Annotated in this window: 20 protein-coding genes; 5 read left to right on the top strand and 15 right to left on the bottom strand. The window is 44.5% G+C overall.

Annotated elements, in window-relative coordinates:
• Positions 1-98 precede the first annotated feature (98 nt).
• The 3 genes from DESDI_RS03970 to DESDI_RS03960 all read right to left on the bottom strand — a co-directional run bounded on the left by DESDI_RS03970 (position 99) and on the right by DESDI_RS03960 (position 2,814).
• Complete coding sequence (locus DESDI_RS03970) at positions 99-1,625, bottom strand: sensor histidine kinase (RefSeq protein ID WP_015261351.1); 1,527 nt, start codon at positions 1,623-1,625, stop codon at positions 99-101.
• Positions 1,622-2,305, bottom strand: a complete 684-nt coding sequence (locus tag DESDI_RS03965) for a response regulator transcription factor (RefSeq protein ID WP_041219700.1) — start codon at positions 2,303-2,305, stop codon at positions 1,622-1,624. Before DESDI_RS03965 ends, DESDI_RS03970 begins: the two co-directional genes overlap by 4 nt.
• A 173-nt stretch (positions 2,306-2,478) precedes the next feature.
• A complete protein-coding gene (locus tag DESDI_RS03960; protein WP_015261349.1) occupies positions 2,479-2,814 on the bottom strand; it encodes a hypothetical protein in 336 nt (111 codons plus the stop codon).
• 252 nt (positions 2,815-3,066) lie between these two features.
• Here DESDI_RS03960 and ilvA point away from each other — a divergent pair, with 252 nt between their 5' ends.
• On the top strand, positions 3,067-4,314 hold the full coding sequence (ilvA, locus tag DESDI_RS03955; RefSeq protein WP_015261348.1) for a threonine ammonia-lyase IlvA: 1,248 nt from the start codon (positions 3,067-3,069) through the stop codon (positions 4,312-4,314).
• A 161-nt stretch (positions 4,315-4,475) separates the two neighbouring features.
• Complete coding sequence (locus DESDI_RS03950; RefSeq protein ID WP_015261347.1) at positions 4,476-4,910, top strand: DUF6512 family protein; 435 nt, start codon at positions 4,476-4,478, stop codon at positions 4,908-4,910.
• A gap of 61 nt (positions 4,911-4,971) precedes the next feature.
• On the opposite strand, the gene DESDI_RS03945 is transcribed toward DESDI_RS03950, so the two are convergent.
• The 4 genes from DESDI_RS03945 to DESDI_RS03930 all read right to left on the bottom strand — a co-directional run bounded on the left by DESDI_RS03945 (position 4,972) and on the right by DESDI_RS03930 (position 8,347).
• The gene (locus DESDI_RS03945) at positions 4,972-5,661 is read right to left on the bottom strand and encodes an aspartate/glutamate racemase family protein (protein ID WP_015261346.1); all 690 of its coding nucleotides are present in this window, start codon (positions 5,659-5,661) and stop codon (positions 4,972-4,974) included.
• 223 nt (positions 5,662-5,884) lie between these two features.
• Positions 5,885-6,256, bottom strand: a complete 372-nt coding sequence (locus DESDI_RS03940; protein WP_015261345.1) for an ASCH domain-containing protein — start codon at positions 6,254-6,256, stop codon at positions 5,885-5,887.
• Positions 6,234-7,745, bottom strand: a complete 1,512-nt coding sequence (locus tag DESDI_RS03935) for a PIN domain-containing protein (RefSeq protein WP_015261344.1) — start codon at positions 7,743-7,745, stop codon at positions 6,234-6,236. The genes DESDI_RS03940 and DESDI_RS03935 overlap by 23 nt, the downstream gene beginning before the upstream one ends.
• Before the next feature lie 71 nt (positions 7,746-7,816).
• Complete coding sequence (locus DESDI_RS03930) at positions 7,817-8,347, bottom strand: ATP-binding protein (RefSeq protein ID WP_015261343.1); 531 nt, start codon at positions 8,345-8,347, stop codon at positions 7,817-7,819.
• Positions 8,348-8,731: 384 nt separating this feature from the next.
• Between DESDI_RS03930 and DESDI_RS03925 the strand changes: the two genes are divergently transcribed.
• Positions 8,732-10,399 carry an N-acetylmuramoyl-L-alanine amidase gene (locus DESDI_RS03925; protein WP_015261341.1) on the top strand — a complete coding sequence of 556 codons (1,668 nt, stop codon included), beginning with the start codon at positions 8,732-8,734 and terminating at the stop codon, positions 10,397-10,399.
• 87 nt (positions 10,400-10,486) lie between these two features.
• Here the strand turns inward: DESDI_RS03925 and DESDI_RS03920 are convergent, their stop codons facing one another.
• Both DESDI_RS03920 and DESDI_RS03915 read right to left on the bottom strand, forming a co-directional pair.
• Positions 10,487-11,272: an energy-coupling factor transporter transmembrane component T family protein gene (locus tag DESDI_RS03920; protein WP_015261340.1), complete on the bottom strand. Its 786-nt coding sequence runs from the start codon at positions 11,270-11,272 to the stop codon at positions 10,487-10,489.
• Positions 11,266-12,801 carry an ABC transporter ATP-binding protein gene (locus DESDI_RS03915; RefSeq protein WP_015261339.1) on the bottom strand — a complete coding sequence of 512 codons (1,536 nt, stop codon included), beginning with the start codon at positions 12,799-12,801 and terminating at the stop codon, positions 11,266-11,268. Before DESDI_RS03915 ends, DESDI_RS03920 begins: the two co-directional genes overlap by 7 nt.
• Before the next feature lie 207 nt (positions 12,802-13,008).
• Here DESDI_RS03915 and DESDI_RS03910 point away from each other — a divergent pair, with 207 nt between their 5' ends.
• Positions 13,009-13,560 carry a biotin transporter BioY gene (locus DESDI_RS03910; RefSeq protein WP_015261338.1) on the top strand — a complete coding sequence of 184 codons (552 nt, stop codon included), beginning with the start codon at positions 13,009-13,011 and terminating at the stop codon, positions 13,558-13,560.
• Between the two features lie 185 nt (positions 13,561-13,745).
• On the opposite strand, the gene DESDI_RS03905 is transcribed toward DESDI_RS03910, so the two are convergent.
• The 6 genes from DESDI_RS03905 to glnA form a co-directional block, all read right to left on the bottom strand.
• Entirely contained in the window at positions 13,746-14,084 is a 339-nt protein-coding gene (locus tag DESDI_RS03905) for a type II toxin-antitoxin system RelE/ParE family toxin (protein WP_015261337.1), read from the bottom strand.
• Between the two features lies 1 nt (position 14,085).
• The gene (locus DESDI_RS03900) at positions 14,086-14,331 is read right to left on the bottom strand and encodes a type II toxin-antitoxin system prevent-host-death family antitoxin (RefSeq protein ID WP_015261336.1); all 246 of its coding nucleotides are present in this window, start codon (positions 14,329-14,331) and stop codon (positions 14,086-14,088) included.
• A 105-nt stretch (positions 14,332-14,436) separates the two neighbouring features.
• Positions 14,437-14,850, bottom strand: coding sequence for a DUF2178 domain-containing protein (locus tag DESDI_RS03895; RefSeq protein WP_015261335.1), 414 nt, complete (start codon positions 14,848-14,850; stop codon positions 14,437-14,439).
• Between the two features lies 1 nt (position 14,851).
• A complete protein-coding gene (locus DESDI_RS03890; protein WP_015261334.1) occupies positions 14,852-15,049 on the bottom strand; it encodes a helix-turn-helix transcriptional regulator in 198 nt (65 codons plus the stop codon).
• A 159-nt stretch (positions 15,050-15,208) separates the two neighbouring features.
• Entirely contained in the window at positions 15,209-15,781 is a 573-nt protein-coding gene (locus DESDI_RS03885; protein WP_015261333.1) for an ANTAR domain-containing response regulator, read from the bottom strand.
• A gap of 37 nt (positions 15,782-15,818) precedes the next feature.
• A complete protein-coding gene (gene glnA, locus DESDI_RS03880) occupies positions 15,819-17,147 on the bottom strand; it encodes a type I glutamate--ammonia ligase (protein ID WP_015261332.1) in 1,329 nt (442 codons plus the stop codon).
• A gap of 306 nt (positions 17,148-17,453) precedes the next feature.
• Between glnA and asnB the strand changes: the two genes are divergently transcribed.
• Positions 17,454-19,307 carry an asparagine synthase (glutamine-hydrolyzing) gene (asnB, locus tag DESDI_RS03875; protein ID WP_015261331.1) on the top strand — a complete coding sequence of 618 codons (1,854 nt, stop codon included), beginning with the start codon at positions 17,454-17,456 and terminating at the stop codon, positions 19,305-19,307.
• The last annotated feature ends 22 nt before the right edge of the window (positions 19,308-19,329 follow it).

Genomic DNA, 19,329 nt, shown 5'->3' with positions numbered 1-19,329 from the left:
GACGCAACAAAGTGCCGTGACTCAGGTCACGACACTTTGTTATTCTTATCATCCATATGAAGCTTTTGAGCCTTGCGAGGCCTGTGGGTTGTCCCCATTCAAGCTTTGGGCAGCCTAACGATAAAGCGACTACCCTCCCCTACTTTGCTTTCGACCCGGATGGTTCCCCCATGCAGCTCGACTAGGGACTGGGTTATGGCTAAGCCCAAGCCTGAGCCGCCGTATTTGCGGGCCCGCGAGGAATCGCTACGGTAGAAGCGTTCGAAAAGATGGGCCACATGATCTTCGGTAATTCCCGGTCCGTTATCCTCCACTGCTAATTCCACGCCCGTCCCCACAGACTGCAAGGAAAGACGAACACTCCCCTGATTCTGATCTGTGTGCTGAACCGCGTTCTGGAAGAGATTAAGAATAACCTGCTTGATCTTATCGACATCGATAGAGACCGGCCCCACCGAGGCCAAAGCCAGTTGAACCTCTCTTTCCTCAGCCAGCATACGCAACTGGGGCTCCATCTCTAAAATCAAGGATTTCAGATCCTTCTCCTCTTTTTCCAAGTCAGGAGAACGATCGAGTCTAGCTAGAAGGAGCAGATCCTGAATCAGCTTCTTCATCCGCTCTGATTCGTCATACATGCTCTTCAAGGACTTGTCCAGCTTATCCGGTTGATTCATGGCCCCTCTCAGCAGAACCTCCAGAAAACCATGGATGGAGGTCAAGGGCGTCCGCAGCTCATGAGAAGCATCGGCCACAAACCGCCGCATCTGCTCCTTGGCTTCTTTCTCCGCGGCAAAGGAGGACTCTAGCCTCTCCAACATACCGTTAAGAGATTCCGCTAGGCTGTCGATCTCCGTTTGCCCTTGGGCCACCGGCAGACGTTCATCGAGATTCCCGGCATCGATACTTTCCATGGTATCCACGACATTGGATAAGGGAACCAGCGTCCTTTTAATGACGGCTTGGTAGGCCACTAACCCGCCCGCGAGAGCTAATAAGGAAAGCATCATAAAGATGAACACCTGGCGAAATAACACATCATTGACGAACTGAGTGCTCATGCTTACCTGAATCTGCCCAATCAGGTGGCCGCGAAAATTCAGAGGCTGAAGCAGTACCATCAGTTCCTCGCCTTCGGAGGTCTTCACCACCATATAATCACGAGTGTCTGTTTCCAGCAGCGCTTTTTGGTAATGGGCTGCACTGAGCTGGGGCGATGGGGATGAGTTCCCCGCACCGTTTAGGGGGGTAAGATTTCCGTTCAGATCCACGTAGGCAATAGCTGAATCCATTAGATTGACAGGAACACCCTTGGGCGCATTCTCCGGATTACGACCCGGCGCTAATTCCCCCGGCCCATTTTCAAGATTGAAATTGGCATTGATTTCGGCATAGATTAACATCTGGGTCCAAGTTTCTCTAGGGACAGAGGCCATCTGGGAGCGAATACTAGATGCCGTACTCGATAAAATAAACCCTTTGAGGAAGACATACTGAAAAATCCCAATCAATATGAGAATGATGGCTAGGAAGAAAAGTGAGCGAGCAAGCAGTTGGAATTTTAAAGAATGCGGGTCAACGCTGTTTTTCAGTGAAAACCGATCTTTGACAGGATGCCACTTGTTCATAGCAAATCCATCCGATATCCGGCTCCCCGCAAGGTGCGGATTAGGCGATGCTCTTTATCGCCCAGCTTTTCTCGTAAGGAGCGAATATACACTTCGACAATATTATCGTCCCCGACAAAATCATAACCCCAAACCTTATCCAGAATCATCGACTTGCTTAACACCAGCCCTTGGTTAAGGATCATGAACTTCAGCAGTTCATATTCCGTAGGAGATAGTTCCAAGGCCTTATCATGAAAAAGGATTTCCTTGCGTCGGTCATCCACGCGCAAAGGACCTACCGTAACCTCTTCCAAAAGATGCGGGAACTGATTGCGAACCCGGGCATAGATGCGCGCTAGCAACTCCTCGAAGCTAAAGGGCTTGGCCATATAATCATCGGCACCCGTCCTCAAACCCTTCACCCGATCCTCGACATCATCTTTAGCGGTCAACATGATGATGGAGACCTGCTCCAGCTTTTTTAGCATACGACACACTTCAAAGCCGTCCATACCCGGCATCATAATATCCAAGATAATTATATGGGGATGGAATTGCTTAGCTAAGGTAATCCCAGCCATCCCGTCGGGAGCTGTCTGCACCTCGAACCCCTCGTTCAGCAATCCCATGGCCAGGAACTCTAAAATATTGGGCTCATCATCAATGATCAGGATTTTTATCCCTTTGAGCTTCTGGATAGGTATCACCTCTTTACACCGAATGGGCTCACACCCTCATTATCTACTACCCCGTTGAAATGATTCTGAAGACAGACTGAAAGTTAGCTGAAAACCTCCATGAGTATCGCGAGCTCATTAATATATTCTTCAAATAAGATACTGAATAAGCTGCTTCTGCAAGCTGAAATCTACTACTCCTTTGGTAGAGAACTCTGTGAATCGGTGATTTCCTCCACAGGCATATCAATAACTTCCCCGTTGGTAAAGCCTCTTGGGGACTGCTGATCAGCGGATGGGCCATAGCCTTTGAAATCGGTATTGGTATAGACCTTATAATAGATACGCCCATTCTGCCCGGACTTCCCTTGAAAACTCACCCCTCTTTTCTTGAGGAAAAAGTAAAGGTAGATACGATAAAGGGTATAGAGTACCGCTCCGATAATAATGATCCAGACGGAGAAAACCACGGTGGTGATGGCCACAAAGAAAATCGCCAAGGCCCACATGATTCGATATAGCAAAGGCATACAAAGACCCCCTTATTAGTTAATAATCAAAATCAAAATCCTAAAACTGATTAAATAAATTGTAGCATATTTCGCCCCGCGTTTGAAGTTTTCTCGGTCTTTGCGTAACGAGTGCGGTTGACTTCCCAAAAAAGCGAGAGTATCATAAATAGATAACTTATTATAGATATAGATAGAATTAATAGATTTGATGTTCAGCGGAGAAGGTTAATATTTTTCCGTGGGAAGACGGGAAGGGGCAAAGATAATCAGATGGCAAAAGTAGTTTTAGAGGATATCATCAAAGCAGGTCAAACCCTTAAAGGGGTTATTAACAAAACACCCTTACATCGTCATGACCTTCTTTCAGAAAAATACCAATGCAATATTTTTTTAAAGCGTGAAGATCTGCAAGTGGTTCGTTCGTTCAAGCTCCGTGGAGCTTATAATATGGTCCAAAGCATTCCCCAAGAGCGACTGAGCAGTGGGGTCGTCTGTGCCAGCGCGGGTAACCATGCCCAAGGAGTCGCTTACTCTTGCAAAGCTTTGGGCATTAAAGGCAGCATCTACGTGCCTTCCACTACCCCAAAACAAAAAATCTCCTCCATTAAACGCTTTGGCGGAGAATTTGTCGAAGTGATTCAAACAGGCGATACCTTCGATGATGCTTTTAACCAAGCAAAAGCTCATTGCGAAGAAGCGAATAAAACCTTTGTCCATCCCTTCGATGATCCATTAGTCATCGCCGGTCAAGGAACCATCGGCATGGAAATCCTCAATGATCTGGAAGTCCCGGCAGATTTTGTCCTCGGCGGCGTCGGCGGGGGCGGTCTCATGTCCGGGGTGGGGATTGCTATGAAAAGCTTAAGCCCCAACACTCAGGTCATCGGGGTAGAAGCGGCTGGTGCCGCCTCCATGAAGGAAGCCTTGCAACGACGTGAAGTAGTCACCCTCGATAAAATCGATAGCTTCGTTGATGGAACCGCAGTCAAACGAGTCGGAGATTTTACCTTTGACATCTGCCAAGAGGTCCTTGATGATGTCATCGTCGTCACCGAAGGCAAGGTATGCACCACCATCCTGGAAATGTATAACGATAGTGCCATCGTGGTTGAACCGGCCGGTGCACTGCCTATCGCAGCCCTCGATGCTTATCAGGACAAGATTAAAGGCAAAAACGTGGTCTGCATTATCAGTGGCGGCAATAATGATATCGAGAGAACTCCGGAAATCAAAGAGCGCTCCTTACTCGATCAAGGGCTCAAGCATTATTTCATCGTGAATTTCCCCCAAAGACCCGGCGCCTTAAAGGAATTCGTCGTGGATGTCCTGGGACCCCATGATGATATTGCTCGCTTTGAATATATTAAATCCAACAATAAGGAAAAAGGCCCAACCCTAATCGGCATCGAGCTTACCCATAAAGAAGATTATCAATCCCTTGTGGAAAACATGAATAAAAAAGGTTTCCAATATACGGAGATCAATGATAATCCTGAACTGTTTGGTTTGCTAATTTAATAAATAAAAGTATTGCTCGTAAATTTTAAAAACCAAGGCTTACCCTCATCGGGTAACCCTTGGTTTTTTTGCACCCCTTCGAGGGCAACCTATACTATCCTCACTAAGCAACACTATAGCTAAAAGGTGGCCGATGTTATGCACCACAAGAAGATCAAGATATGGGAAATTGCCGGAGTATTTTTAGCCCCATCAATGAAAGCATCTGGGAGCATTTGAAGATAGGTTTTTGGGCATTAGTTCTCTTTTCACTCCTCGAGTATAGGTTCATCAAAAGCAAAACTCATAACTTTTTCCTTGCCAAGGGTTTAGGCAATTTGGCTTTACACGGGCTGATTGTCATTGTCTTTTATTCATATACCGCATTTACAGATAAGCCGATTATGTTTCTTGACATCTCTTCCTTCGTCCTAGGATGTATCCTCTGTCAGCTGGTGAGTTACAAAATTCTTACTAAATCAAAACCCAAGCCAGTATTAAATTGGCTTGGGCTTAGCATTCTTCTTGCCAGTGCCGCACTTTTCGTCATTTTTACTTTTGCTCCACCGGAGCTCATCCTGTTCCAAGAACCCAGCACCTATCTAAAAGGCAAATAAGTAAGAATCAATGCGCTGATAACTAACGATGGGCTTGGGTTGAGCAGTTGCCATGCAAAGACTATTCAAGGGCAAAGTTTACTGCTCCTTGTGCATGAAGCAAGGTGGTATCAAATAAGGGAACAGCTGAGTCCTCAGGCTTAACTAAGAGGCCGATTTCCGTGCACCCTAGAATGATCCCTTCTGCGCCCTGTTCGATTAAGCCTTCGATGATTCTTCTGTATTTGGCACGTGATTCATCGACAATCTTTCCTAGGCATAGCTCATTATAAATTACTGTATTTACTATTTCCCTATCAATATCCTTGGGAATCAATACTTTGATCCCCTTAGCCACTAAGCGTGACTTATAGAAATCCTGTTCCATAGTATATTTTGTCCCCAAGAGCCCCACTGTCTTAATATCATTAGCTAGAACGTGTTGAGCGGTAATATCTGCAATATGCAGTATGGGAATGTTAATGCCCGCCTGAATCTCATCGGCGACTTTGTGCATGGTATTCGTACAAATGAGGATGAAATCTGCACCCGCTGCCTCAAGACCACGGGCAGCCTCTGCTAAGATTTGAGTAGCTTTATCCCATTCACCATTGCTTTGGCAGACCTCTATCTCCTCAAAGTCGACGCTGTAGAGAACACATTTGGCCGAATGCAAACCGCCAAGCCTTTGCTTAACTTCTTCATTGATGATGCGATAGTATTCAGCTGAGGATTCCCAGCTCATTCCTCCGATTAAACCGATGGTTTTCATGCAATACACCTCCTGGGTAGTTATTTTATTGGGCTCACAAAGTCCATTTGAAAATTGCTTTTACTTTAAAATCAATCAACATTGCTAATCATTATCCGCATTGCAGATAACGTTTCGTAAATTCCCTAAATATGGTTACTGCATTCACATTTCCTCATCACGCTAATTCAGTATTAGCCGAAGTCTCTAAAAAGCAGACTGAATTTACTGCCCGCAATGCAAATTATTTTATATACATAAATGATTGTGGAGGAGTTACTCCGTAATTAGCCTTCAATGAGACAGGATCATCATACCTAAGGTAATTTTTAATTTTAATCGCATAGCCGAAACTTTTATTACCAAAGTATTGAAAAAAGAAATCTTGACTAACTCCTGAAGAGTTTTTTGTATTCTCCCATAATGTGCTTATATCATCAAAAAGGATATGTTCGATTTCAAACTCGCCAATAACTTTGCTAACTGGTGCTGATGCATACACAACGACTTTATCTATGTCTTTTCTTTTAAAAATGGATTTTCTATATTCATATTTTTTATTACCATCAAAAATTTTATTGGCGAATTCCGGTTTAATCGACAATAATACCTTCATATACTTGTGCCTCCCTAATGATGTCGATAAAGTTCTTTTGAGTTATTCTCGTAAAGCCTCTTGGTGCGGAATTAACGTTAGCAATAACGCCTAGTTCTATTAGTCTTTGCATGTTAATTCTCTTTGGAAAGGAGTTAACATAAAGAAAATTTACGATAAACGGGCGGTTTCTTCTATCATAATTCCAATGTGTAGAAAGCTCTTCATCTGTGAAAACACTTCTCTTTTTACATAGACTTATAAACTGCTTTTCATCTTTTATGTTTGTTACAATACTCTCAACTATACCAATAGTTGTAATTACGCCCTTGTATAATCCCCCAGTTCTATAAAAAATTATTAAATTTCCAGATTTTAAATTGCGTTCAAATGAACGAGTAATATATACTTTACTAATCGCATTTCGATATGGTTCATTTTCCTCAAAATCTTTAGGTGACTCAGTCTTTAGAATAGAGTCAGGAAATAAATTAGTATGATAATCAGGGTAAATCGGAACAATAAACTTTTCACTACTACTAGATATGTAGGGATATGTAATTTTGGGATTGTTTATATCTACTTTAATACTAAAATCTCTTACGAAAACTAATTCCTCACCTGAGGCACTAATCTTGTTGCCGTGTTTGTAAAAACCAAAGTCTTGCAGCAAATTTATTAGCCTTTCTTGCTCAAGCGTTCTATCAAAAATAGTAACATAAATCTCCTCAACATTAAGGCATATTGCATTATCAAAGATTATTTTAAGAAACCTTTCGCCAAGTTTAAAGCCATTAAGGTTAACTTTAAAGGTTCCAACTTTTAATCTCTTCTTCGGACGAAAAGAAGGCTTTATATCTGCATAACTCTCTTCTTTATCTTCAACTTTTAAATAAAGAAATGCTAATGTACTATCTCCTTGTTTACAGATATAAGCCAATTCATCGGCTTTCTTATTAAACCATCTTTCAAAACCCACATAATCTTTCCTTAAACTATCAAAGAAATCATCACTTAAGTTAATATTTCCAAAGAGTTCTTTCTTTACAGCTAGAACTTTGTAATCTGTAAGACCTGGATGTTCGGAAGTAATCTTTTCTAAGAAAGAATCAATAGTAAAGACTCTATCTATAACATTTAACAGAGTTGCCTTATATAGTATCTTTCGATCCTCAGTTATCAGTATATCTACTCTATCACAAACCAGTTCATTTAGTAATCTAGTATCATTAATATCATTTTCTTTTTTATCTATTTCCTGGGAAACTCTTTCTAGATCTCGATTTAATGGCGCTTCCGTTTTGAGGACATTGTAATTATCTAACTTGATATTAAATGATCTTAAGGTCTTAGGATCTTTATATTTACTAATTTCATTAACAGTAACGGGATGGACACATTTTGTATAGTGTAAATTATCAATCCATCTAAATAATATACCGATATCCTTATTAACTACCGTACCTGCTTCTCTATGAATAATTATATTAGTATCTAATAAAATTCTCATAATTAACCTCTTTCGAAGAACATCCGTTCGATATTATTATACCCCTAAAGCATTAGTAAATGGAGCCTTTTCTAATTTATTATGCTGTCTAAAAACTTATAAACTTTTGTTGAATCTTCTGAGTTGCCAAAAGATAAGTATGGAATCTTTAACTGTTCAGATACTTTTAAAGAGTATTTAAGCTCTTCCTCCTGAAATCTCCGTAAAAGCGCCTTTGGATATATTACATTATCCCTTTCTCTCAATCTGCCTATGATATTATCAACGTCATCATTTAATACAATAATAGCCACTAGAGGCAGTTCATTAAATACTTTATCCGGAACTCTTTCAACATTGCTATCTTTATTTAGCAAACAAAAATGTCCATCTAATATAATATAGCTATCTGTATCATCTAAATCTTTAACCGCATTAATCAAAATATCCTGATTCTGCATGATATCTTGAACACTTTTTTCTGAGCCTAAGATTTGTTCCTTGACTCTTGATATAAGTTCACTAGCTGAATAGGATTTTAATCTATAGTTGTCCAACAGGTTGTTACAAAAATACGTTTTCCCAACACCATGTATCCCTCCTACGAAAATAATTCTTTTCATCTCTATACCCCCTTGAAACTCATTTTCACAATCTGACAAATTTGATCTCGATAAGGTCTTTTTTCCGCGACATCAATGCGCAATTTTTCTATTCTTCGTACTCGCCCGCCTACCCACACAAGATCATTACCAGTTATTCTCCATAAAACCATTCATTTCCTCTTCATTTTCCCATTTTTTACACAGCATACCAAATTCTTCTCTCGCCACATTAAAAAGACCTACCCATCGATTCAACAACCCCAGCCCCTTTGAACTGTTTGAATTGCTCTTATAATGTCATTTTAAGTAATTCATCCAAATTTTATCTAATGAATAAAGCGCATATCTCATCTATAATCAACTTGTCGCATGATAATTAAAAAATTCTTGAGGAGGTCTTTCATGCAACGAGTGCGATTTTTATGGTTTATGCTTATTTTCTTGCTCATTTTAAGCTTCCTCGCACCCATCCAGGTCTTCGGTGCAGAAGACACAGCCTCTTCATCAATTCCAGTCCAGCGAATTTCCGGTAAAGATCGCATTGAAACGTCCATTGCTGTTGCTCAACAAGGATGGGACATCGCAGAAACCGTTATTTTGAATGAATATGACAACTATGCTGATGCCCTCGCTGCAACTCCCTTTGCAACTCAGCTGAATGCTCCTGTGCTATTGACCCGTGGGGGTGACCTTGATCCGCGGATTAGGTTAGAATTAGAACGCCTTGAAGCTAAGAAAGTCATTCTACTTGGCGGAGAAGGTCGCCTTAGCACCCGGATTGAGGACCAGCTTACGGAATTTAACTACGCTTGGGAGCGCATCGGCGGATTGACTCGCTATGATACCTCGGTCCTTATCGCTCAAAAGGTCGACAGCGACTCCGTGATTCTCGTCAATGGCGATAATTATCCTGATGCCCTTTCGGCCGCTTCCTATGCAGGAATTAAGAATATCCCCATTATCCTAATTCCGAACCGAAGTCTTCCTGAAACTGTCATCAACTATTATCAAGCGCACACCCCTGCTGAGGTCATGGTCGTGGGGGGATCTTCTGTTGTCCCCGACGCCCTGTTAGAAACCCATGGAATCCCTGTTGACCATCGCTTCGGCGGCCTTGACCGCTATGATACCGCAGCACAGCTTTACGCCTATGCTAAAGGCGCTTTTTCTTCAAATGATGTTTACTTTGCCTCGGGTGAGCAATATCCGGATGCCATGGTGGGCACGATTTTAGCAGCGAAGAATAGTTCTGCACTGCTAATTACCAAAAGCAATGCCTTACCTTCCCCCATCGCTCAGCTTTTTGATCCTGCCACGTCAGCGTTACAGGGTGTCTTTATCTTAGGGGGAACCGGGGTCATATCACCTAGCGTTTACGCCGTATTATCATCGCTAATTACGCCTCCGCTCCCCAAAAGCCCACAGGAGCCGACTCCCCAAGTGCCAACTCCACAAGAGCCGATTCCTGAAGAGGAGGAGCCAAAGCTCGCTGGAAAAACCATCGTTGTAGACCCCGGACATGGTTTTCCGAACCCCGGTGCCCTTGGACCTTCGGGGACTCAAGAAATGAACAACAATTTAGCTATCGCCAAGTTCTTAGCCCTTGAGCTCGAAAATGCCGGTGCGAACGTTATCCTGACACGGACGAATGATAATTCACCCGCCTATGATGCGAACACAACCTACACTCAAACAGCTGACTTACAATCACGAGTGGCCATCGCTGAAAAGAACAGCGCTGATTTGTTCGTAAGTCTCCATAATGACTCTTGGCAAACTGCACATGGAACAACGACATTTTACGCATCGGGTAATCCTCAAGCAGCTTCCAGTATTAAACTAGCGCAATCAATTCAGAAGGCCTTGACCCAAGTGGTGGGTACCGATGATCTTGGGGTAAAAGACTCCCAATTCTATGTCTTAAGAAGAACCACAATGCCAGCAGTCCTTGTGGAAGTAGCGTTCATTTCTCATCCCACGGAAGAAATGCTGCTTGCCGATGATGAGTTTCGAAAGAAGGCGGCCCACGGGGTAGCTCGCGGGATATTCCAGTACTTTGGTTTTGATTGAGTTCACAATGCAGAAATAGATGCAAATTAGCACACAAGACCAACTTGTGTGCTAATTTTCCCTTAAAAAATCTCCTTGACTTACAATTTAAAAAGGTAAACTAACCCATCCATCGGCCACTAAGGCGAGGACACCACAAAGCACGAGGAAAACCGCTCCCCAGGTATCACTGCGTTCCCAATCCTTTGTGCTGAGGATTCGGTAGCCTCCGGAGACATAGCCTCTGGCCACGAGGTTCTCGGCCAGTTCTTCAGCACGACGCAGGGTGATGCGGAGCAGTGGTAGGAGGAGGAAGGCGAGGTCTCTGACTTTCCCGGGCCAGCCTGAAGGTAAGCTTCCTTTTGCTAAACGGGCTTTATAGAGCAAGCCAGCTTCCTCTAAGAGCAACGGGATAAACCGCAGTGTCAAGGTGATTAGCAGGGCGAAGTCCGCAGCCTTGTCCGTGAATCGGGAGAAGGGTGCGACAAAGAAGGCGATACCTACCCCTTGTTCCGAGGGAAGAGTAACGGCGGAGAAGATCCGGGTGAGCAGGAAGACGAGAAGAATACGCCAACCCATCATTAGTCCTTGCCGTATTCCTTCCATGGTCCAGTATCCTTCCCAAAAACGCCAGCCTTCGCCCCAACTCCAACCCATCATCAAGGTGTAGAAGGTTCCCAGCAGGAGAGTGGCCTTCAGGACTGCTTGAAAAGCTTTGGGAGGGATATGACTGACCCCAAGCAGAATCATAAATGCAATGGTTAAGGCGAGCAGTCCTCCCCATTCGACTGTGGTCATCAATAACCCCAGTCCTACCAGACCTCCGATTTTTAGTCGGGGGTCTGCTTTATGCAAAGGACTTTCAGCGCGTAAATATAGCTCTTTTCCTAGCAACGAACCCCAGCCTCCTTCAATCGTCCTACCTGTCCATCGATATCCTTTGCGGGACAATTGAAAGAGACTTTTCCCTCTTCGATTAACCACACTTTGTCAGCCAGATCGCGAACTTCTGACAAATCATGGGTGACGTAAACGATGGTTAGCTTACCTTTCAACTCTCTGAGAAGTCCACGGAACATCGACCATCCCTCTGCATCTAAGCCCAGCAATGGCTCATCCAGCAAAAGCACCTCAGGCAGAGATTCCAAAGCGGCTGCTAAAGCTACCCTTTGGCGCTCTCCTCCACTCAAACGCTCAGGATAGGCGGTGGCCAGCTTGCGGGGAACCCCGAAAACCTCAAGATAGGCAAGGTTAAGGTCAGCCTTGCTTTTTCTCTCTTTTTTGCTTTGGAGGTAAAAGACTTCGTCCTCGACCGTGCTTCCCAAAAAATATTCCCCTGGCTCTTGAAGGATAAGCCGTGCTCTTCGTCTTAATTCTCTGTTCTCAAAAGTAACATCCTGACCAAACGCACAAAACTTGCCTTCCGTAGGCTTAATCAAGGCGATTGCGCTCTCTAGCAGGGTGGATTTTCCTGACCCCGAAGGACCGAGGATGGCCAAGAAGCTCTTATCTTTAATAGTCTCGGTAAGAAATAGTCGTGAGGGGTAATTTGCCTCTTGCCACTCCAGAGGGTTGCCTTGGCTTAGGGGTGGTTTTGAATCAGTTTCGCCCGAGTGTCGCAAGGATTGTATTCTGAAATATTTATCCCCTAATCCCTCACCTGAATTACTACTTTCTGAATTACTACTCCCTAAATTACGATTCTCCAGTAAAATTGGTCTATGGAGAGAGCGAAGAGAAAGACTTTGGCAAAAATCACGATCCTGAAGGGCAGCTTGGGGTAACCCAACATCTAAGAGCTTACCTTCCCTCATCACCCAGAGGCGATCGGCTTTAGCGGCCAGCTCAGGGTCATGGGTGATCCAGAGTTGAGCCATTCCCTCGCCCTTTTCTTTTAACTGAGCAAGGCATGCTTCTTGAGCTCTTTCATCCAGCATACTCAGCGCCTCATCGAGGATAAGAAAGGACGGTTTTATGGCTAGGATGGAGGCTAGAACAAGCCTTTGCCTCTCTCCCCCGGAAAGAGTGGAGGGTGATTGATTAAGCTGAGCCCCCAAACCCATTTCTCTGGCTATCTCCTTCACCATTTTCTGCACTCTCTTTACTTCATAGCCTAAATTTAAGAGGCCAAAGCCTAATTCTTCAGCGACAGTTGCCCCGATTATTTGGCGGCGGGGATGTTGACCGATAATCCCAATTTCTTGCCATCGTTTCACCTCTGTCCAAGGTTTGATGACGCCATCCTGGAGTAGCCTTAACTCTCCCTCCTTCGGCTCAATGAAACCTGCTAAGATGCGCGCCAAGGTGGTTTTTCCTGAGCCATTGGGTCCCATAAGAGCGACCACTTCCCCTTGCTGCAAGGAAAAATCGATTCTATCTAGGACGCCATAGCATATATTTTTACCTCTTAAGGTCTTCTTCATGGTTCGTTCACTCACTTCACAATCCCAAATACTCTCGTCAAATACTCATACATATACTCTCACAAAATACTCTTGTCAAATATCTTATCATATTGTAAACTAAATTTCATCACCAAGTTTACAATGCGCATTTATTATTAAAGCATATTTATACATCGCTTAAAGTGAAACGCTACATCGCTCATACAGAAAGGATGAACAACTCCTATGGATACTCGATACCTTGCTAAAACTGCTGCCATGGCTGCCCTGCTTTGCTTAGCTGGAATGCTAGCCCGTTGGGCTTCAGCAGCTTTGATTCCCTTTAGTTTGCTCCCTCTGTTCATTATGCTGACCGGCCTCATTCTGGGACCAAAGTATGGTAGCCTGGCAGTCACGGTCTATGTATTTTTGGGTTTGCTTGGTTTACCTGTTTTCGCCAGCGCTCCCTTTGGGGGAATCGGCTATGTTCTAAAACCATCCTTTGGTTATCTTTTAGGGGATATTGCCGCCGCCTATGTGGTCGGTAAGCTTTACAACCGTAAAAGCTTCCTCTCCGCAATCCTAGCGGTCATCGCCGGGATTGGTGCCTTATATATCGTTGGCCTCAGTTACTTCTACTTCGTCATGCACTTTGTTTTGGATAAGCCTACCACTGTGGCCCTCATCGTCTCGACTGGCTTCCTTCCCTTTATCTTCGGCGATCTGGCTAAAGGAGGTATTGCCGCCTGGGTCGGCAATCAGGTAGTCAAGCGTTCAGTCAAAAATCCTATAGGGTAGTTTCATAGGGCTGGAAAAGGGACAAAAGAATAAGTCTTAAAGTAGCGCCCAAAAATATCCCAAATAATATTGTGCTTAATCGCTACTAAAACTCAAAGAGGAAGAACCAGATTTCTTAAGTCTGGCTCTTCCTCTCTATCTTTGCAGAGCTCATAGATCACTCAATTGTTATTTTCCACATGCTTTTATTGATCTTCATCTTCATCAGAATCTATATAAATTTCAAAAAGTACCCGCAAAAAATCCTGCTGCTCATTTAGAACTCGAACGACCTTTACTATATTACCTTCAATTCTATAAAAGACATAGTTCTTCCCACAGAAGAGATACATATAGTCTGTTGAAACATCAAACATTTTACTCAACGACACCCCTAATAAGGGGTATTCCCCTAGTCTATTAATACTAGCAGTGATTTTAACAAGAGCCTTTTGGGCTGTATCAATTCCAAAGTTTTCAATAATATATGCCCTTATTTTCCACAGATCCTCCTGTGCTTTCGGCGAATATTCGACTTTTCCCATACTATAGCCCTAATGAAGCCTCTACCTCATCAGTAGAAAGCCATCCTTTTTCCCTAGCTGATTTTTCCCCTTCTTCAAGCTGTGCCATTAGCCTTACCATTGCGCGGAGCTTATCAAGTTCTTCTACTCTAATAATGGCATATTCACCTCTTCCATTTCTGGTCAAGTATACCGGATTGTTGTAGGATACCTCTTTTAATACTTCTGAGTAATTTCTCAAATCTGATATGGGTTTAATATTAGGCATTTTCATCACCCCTTATAAATAGTATAAGCCAACCAGTCTAAAATAACAACGCAAATTAACATGTTAATTTGCGCGCTAATTTTCCGCATCTTCAACTAATATTATCTACATTTCTTTTTGATATTTGAGCGCCAAGAAAACGGATACCACGTAATATAAAACGAAAATTCCAACGGTAATTCCAAATAACCATAATGGATAATCTAACAGAACCATAACATAGGCTAAGCCTAGGATAAACCACTGGGAAATATCAGCCGATTTCGCCTTTGCCTTATTCTGAATCATTTTATTGCGTTCATCATTCGTCTCAATTTCAAGCTGTTTCTTTATTTCAGGGTGTTTCTGCTGAAAGTATTTCGTATATAGATAGAAAAGACCGGTACCAAACAAGGAAATCCCAACCCCAATCAAGAGTGCTGAGATATTCTTTTTATCTGCCCAAAACAAAAAACCTGTGCCGGTCAGCCCAATTCCTAATAAAAGTTGATAGACATAAAATGATGTTTTCTTTAGCATTTTACTCCTCCTCATAAATGAAAATCTCTTCAATTGACATACCGAAATATCGTGCGATTTTAAATGCCAAAACAATGGATGGATTGTAGCGACCATTTTCTAATGAACCAATTGTCTGTCGAGATACTTCTAAAACAGCCGCCAATTCTTCTTGTTTAATTCCGTGCTGCTTTCGAATTTCTTCTAATCTATTTTTCAAAAAACTCCATCCCTTTCTTTAGTTATGGAAAGCACGCTTTACATTTATAAGATACCATATGTGCTTTTTTATGTCAAGTTAACTTTCCATCATGCCAAAAAAATGATAGGGGCTCTTTTGAAGACCCTATCATTTCATAGCCTTTAGTTGTGGGAACTGCTACTCATATTCCTTGATAATCACTTCCGCTACCTGAAGCTGCGGGAGCCGCAGATCCATAGCTTGCTTTTGAATAGTGCGGAACGCTTCGGGTTCGCTCATATTCGCCTTCTCTACAAGCAGCCATTTAGCCTTTTCAACAAGCTTCCGTTCATCCATGCGTTTCTTTAGGCTATCCCGCTCGTTCTTTAACTCGAACAGAGAATTCCTGACGGATAATGCAAAGCGGGCGCTTTGGGTTAGGGTGAGGCGATTGATGGGCTTCGGGAGGATCATGGCCCCGGTGGATTCGAGGGCTCCCTGCATAATGGCGATTTGGTCCGGTCGGGCCATGACGATAATTCCCGCCTCTGTTTTCTCGCGGATATCGAGGACGAGATCGATCCCTTGTTCGTCAGGAAGTGGGGCACTGATGATAATTAAATCCGGCTGGGTGTTAATAAACTGCCGCCGTGCCTCGTTGGCCGAATGAGCGCAGCTTACCGGATAACACCCTTCCTTAATCAGTGTGCTTTCCATACTGCCGGCTACTTCAGATTTTCCACAGACGATGAGGACATTCCCTGCGCTCATGATTTATCACCCCTTTAGGCAACAGGGCTTCGCATGCTCAATAGATTTTTAGATAGTTATCAATCTCCCACTGATGAACCGTGGTGTCATAGTCCCGCCACTCTTGAGTCTTGGCTGTGATATACTTCGTAAAAATATGCTCGCCAATAGTAGAATGGATCAAGGGATCCTTCTTCATTTCTTCAAGAGCGATTAAGAGATTGGAGGGCAACCGATCCAACTTTAAGGATTTTTCCTCCTCGGAAGTCAGATTATAGATGTTAATATTGACCGGTTCAGCCACCTGAAGGCCGCGGTTTAATCCCTCGAGCCCAGCCTCTAAAAGCAAAGCCAAAGTCAAATACGGATTACAGCTGGGATCGGGGCTACGTAGCTCAAGACGAGCTCCCTCACCCCGTGGGGAAGGGACACGCAACAAGGGACTGCGGTTCATGGGTGACCAAGCGATATGAACCGGTGCTTCATAGCCCGCAACTAAGCGTTTGTAGGAGTTGACTAAAGGATTAGCGATGGCCGTAATCCCTTTGATATGCTCTAATAATCCCGCGATGAATTGCTTTGCCGTTGCCGAGAGTTCCCCCTGAGCCTCAGGGTGGTTAAAGATATTCACCCCTTCTTTGGCTAGAGACATGTTGATATGCATGCCTGACCCATTAACCCCTTGGAGTGGCTTGGGCATAAAAGTCGCATGGAGGCCATTGCGTTGGGCAATGATTTTGACTACATATTTGAAGGTCATAATATTGTCGGCTGCCGTCAGGGCATCCGTATATTTGAAGTCGATCTCATGCTGTCCGGCGGCGGATTCATGATGGGAGGTCTCAATCTCAAAACCCATCTCTTCTAGGACCAGACAAATCTCCCGTCGGGTGTTTTCACCTTGGTCGATGGGAGCCAAATCACAATAGCCGGCGCTGTCGTGGGTCGTGGTGGTCGGTTGTCCTACATCATCAGTATGGAATAAAAAGAATTCGCACTCGGGGCCCACCTGGAAAACATAACCCTTGTCCTGGGCCTTCTGCAGAGTTCGCTTCAGAATATAGCGGGGATCCCCTGCGAATTGGGAACCATCATGATTCTTGACATCACAGATGATCCTTGCTACTTTCCCCTGTTGCGGTCGCCAAGGAATTAAGGCAAAGGTACTGGGGTCGGGGAGCAATAGCATATCGGAGGTCTCAACTCCTGCAAATCCCGGCACAGCCGAACCATCAAACATCACTCCCTGCTCGAGAGCTTGGGGAAGCTGGTTATCCGTGATGGCGATGTTTTTCATCCGACCAAAAATATCGGTAAACTGCAGACGAATAAAACGGACATCATTCTCTTGGACAAATTTCAGGCACTCTTCTTTGCTAAATCGCATCAACGACACTCCTTTCTAATGGGCAAAAGGGTTAAAAAAAGGGCGCACTAAGTTCCCTATTAGGGTCCTTAGAACGCCTTTGTTCTATTCCTAATCTTATAATACTGTTCCTTGCATGAAAAATGAAACCCTACGGTTCATCTTATACTTTGCGCAAGTCCTCTGTCAATATCAGAACGTCATGGATGCTGTATTCATTCGTGAAGACTGGCACCCTACTCGAGCCCTCGCATATATTGAACAGAGACAAAGGAGTACTCAGACGGGTGCTCCTTTGTCATTTTTCGGTAGCGAGGTGTTTTGCTGATGTGCTCCATTCTCGGTTTAATAAGTTTTTCGCGAAAGCTATTACCCCCAGATATTCAATATCTTAACCAAGCAGGGAAAACCCTAGCCCATCGGGGGCCGGATCAAAATGGGCTTTCTCATAGGGAGCATTTTGCTTTTCAACATAATCGGTTAGCCGTCATTGACCTTGAAAAGGGCAGACAGCCCATGACGACCAGCCACGAAGGGTTTGAATATACCATCGTCTACAACGGCGAGCTCTATAACACTGAAGATCTACGTCAAGAGCTACGCGGTTATGGTGTCAAGTTTCAAACCCATTGCGATACGGAAGTGGTGCTGTACAGCTACATCATTTGGGGTGAGCAATGCTCCGCCAAGTTCAACGGCATTTATGCCTTCGTTGTTTATGACTCCAGACAAGGCCGAGCCTATCTTGCCCGGGACCGCTTCGGCGTCAAGCCCTTCTTCTATACTTTTGTGGACGGCGCCCTACTCTTTGCTTCGGAGCTTAAGGCAATCCTTCAGCATCCCCATGTAAAGGCTCAGCTGGGTTACGAAGGCTTATGGCAGCTGCTCTATATGATGCCCGTCAAAGAAGAAGGCACCGCTCTTTTCAAAAATATCTTCGAGCTTCCTCCTGCCTCCCATGCGTTCTTCTCCCCGAACTCTGCAGGCGGGCCACAGGGTTTGCAAACCACCAAGTACTGGTCCTTGGCGGCCTACGAAAACAGGGAGAGGGAGGACACCATCGTCGCCACCACCCGCGAGCTTCTAGTAGATGCCATCCAACGTCAGCTGGTCGCCGATGTCCCCCTCTGCACCTTTCTCTCGGGAGGACTGGATTCCTCAGTTATTACAGCAGTGGCCGCCCAAAGCTATCAGCAAAAAGGTGCACAGCTCTCTACCTACTCCTTTGAACACGCCGGGAATAAAGAGCATTTTCAGCAAACCCTCTTTCAGCCGCAAAGCGATGATGAATATGCCCTCTATCTCGCTGACTACTTGGCTACCCAGCATCAGATCCTCACCGCTCAAAACGAAGATCTGGTCAACGCTTTAAATGACGCGGTCCGCTATCGGGATTATCCCGGCATGGCGGACATCGACTCTTCCCTGCTTTACTACTGCCGCCAAGTCAAGAAACATCATACGGTCGCCCTCTCCGGTGAGTGCGCTGACGAAGTCTTCGGAGGGTATCCTTGGTTCTATCGACCTGAGATGCTCACCTCCGGATTCTTCCCTTGGATTCATGATCCCTATGCCCGCATTAGCTTATTTCGACCTGAGGTGGTTCGCCCTCAGGCAGGGTTTGAATATACCTCAGAGCTCTATCGTCAAAGGGTGGCGGCCTGTCCGGTGGTTGCCGGAGAATCAGAAGCGATGCGCACCTCGCGGATTGCCAGCTGGCTTTCTATCCACTACTTCATGACCTCGCTGCTGGAACGAAAGGACCGCATGAGCATGGCCTCCGGACTGGAAGTGCGGGTTCCCTTTGCTGATCATCGGCTGGTCGACTATGTCTATAACGTGCCTTGGGATATCAAATACAAAAATGGTTTAGAAAAATCACTACTACGTGCTGCCATGCAGGATTATCTCCCCGATAAAATCCTTTATCGAAAAAAGAGCCCCTTCCCCAAAACCCACGACCCCCACTATGCAACCTTGGTCTATCATCTTTTCCAAAAGCGTTTAAGCTCGGGCAGTGGGATGCTGGCGGAGCTCTTACACATGGATGTGCTTGATCGCCTCGCCAGCCCGGGAAATAACACCTGGTTTGGGCAGCTCATGGGAGCACCCCAGCTTATGGCTTGGCTGGTCCAGCTGGATTTTTGGTTCGAGGAGTATAAGGTTGAGTTATGCCTGTAAGGCTAGGTTATGCCTGTACGAT

It is taken from the genome of Desulfitobacterium dichloroeliminans LMG P-21439, assembly GCF_000243135.2.
Taxonomy (GTDB): domain Bacteria; phylum Bacillota; class Desulfitobacteriia; order Desulfitobacteriales; family Desulfitobacteriaceae; genus Desulfitobacterium; species Desulfitobacterium dichloroeliminans.
This window is presented reverse-complemented; position numbering and strand designations above follow the sequence as displayed.